This is a genomic window from Colwellia sp. Bg11-28 (genome assembly GCF_002836245.1).
GTDB classification, from domain to species: Bacteria; Pseudomonadota; Gammaproteobacteria; order Enterobacterales; family Alteromonadaceae; genus Colwellia; species Colwellia psychrerythraea_A.
The window spans coordinates 1-227 of sequence record NZ_PJBA01000015.1 but is presented as its reverse complement, the minus strand read 5'-3'; the positions used below and the strand labels follow the sequence as shown (position 1 = coordinate 227).

The following is a 227-nucleotide window of genomic DNA, read 5'->3' as shown; positions in this document are numbered from 1 at the left end:
CATCACGGTACAAGTGAAAGACAGTAATGGTAATAATGTTAACAATGGCGGGGGTGACGTGGAGTTAAACACCTCGTTAGGCGACATAGGTACTGTTACGGATAACAATGACGGTACGTATACTGCTATTTATACCAGTGCTACTACCGTTGGCACCGCCACTATTACGGGCACACTGAACAGTATTGTTATCACCGATGATGCGTCCATCAGTTTGAAGAACGGGG

1 protein-coding gene is annotated in these 227 nt (G+C 45.8%); it reads left to right on the top strand.

Annotation, left to right across the window (positions count from 1 at the left end; translation table 11 throughout):
- Positions 1-227: Ig-like domain-containing protein (locus CXF79_RS17430; protein ID WP_157825896.1), on the top strand; the 227-nt coding region annotated here is incomplete at both ends.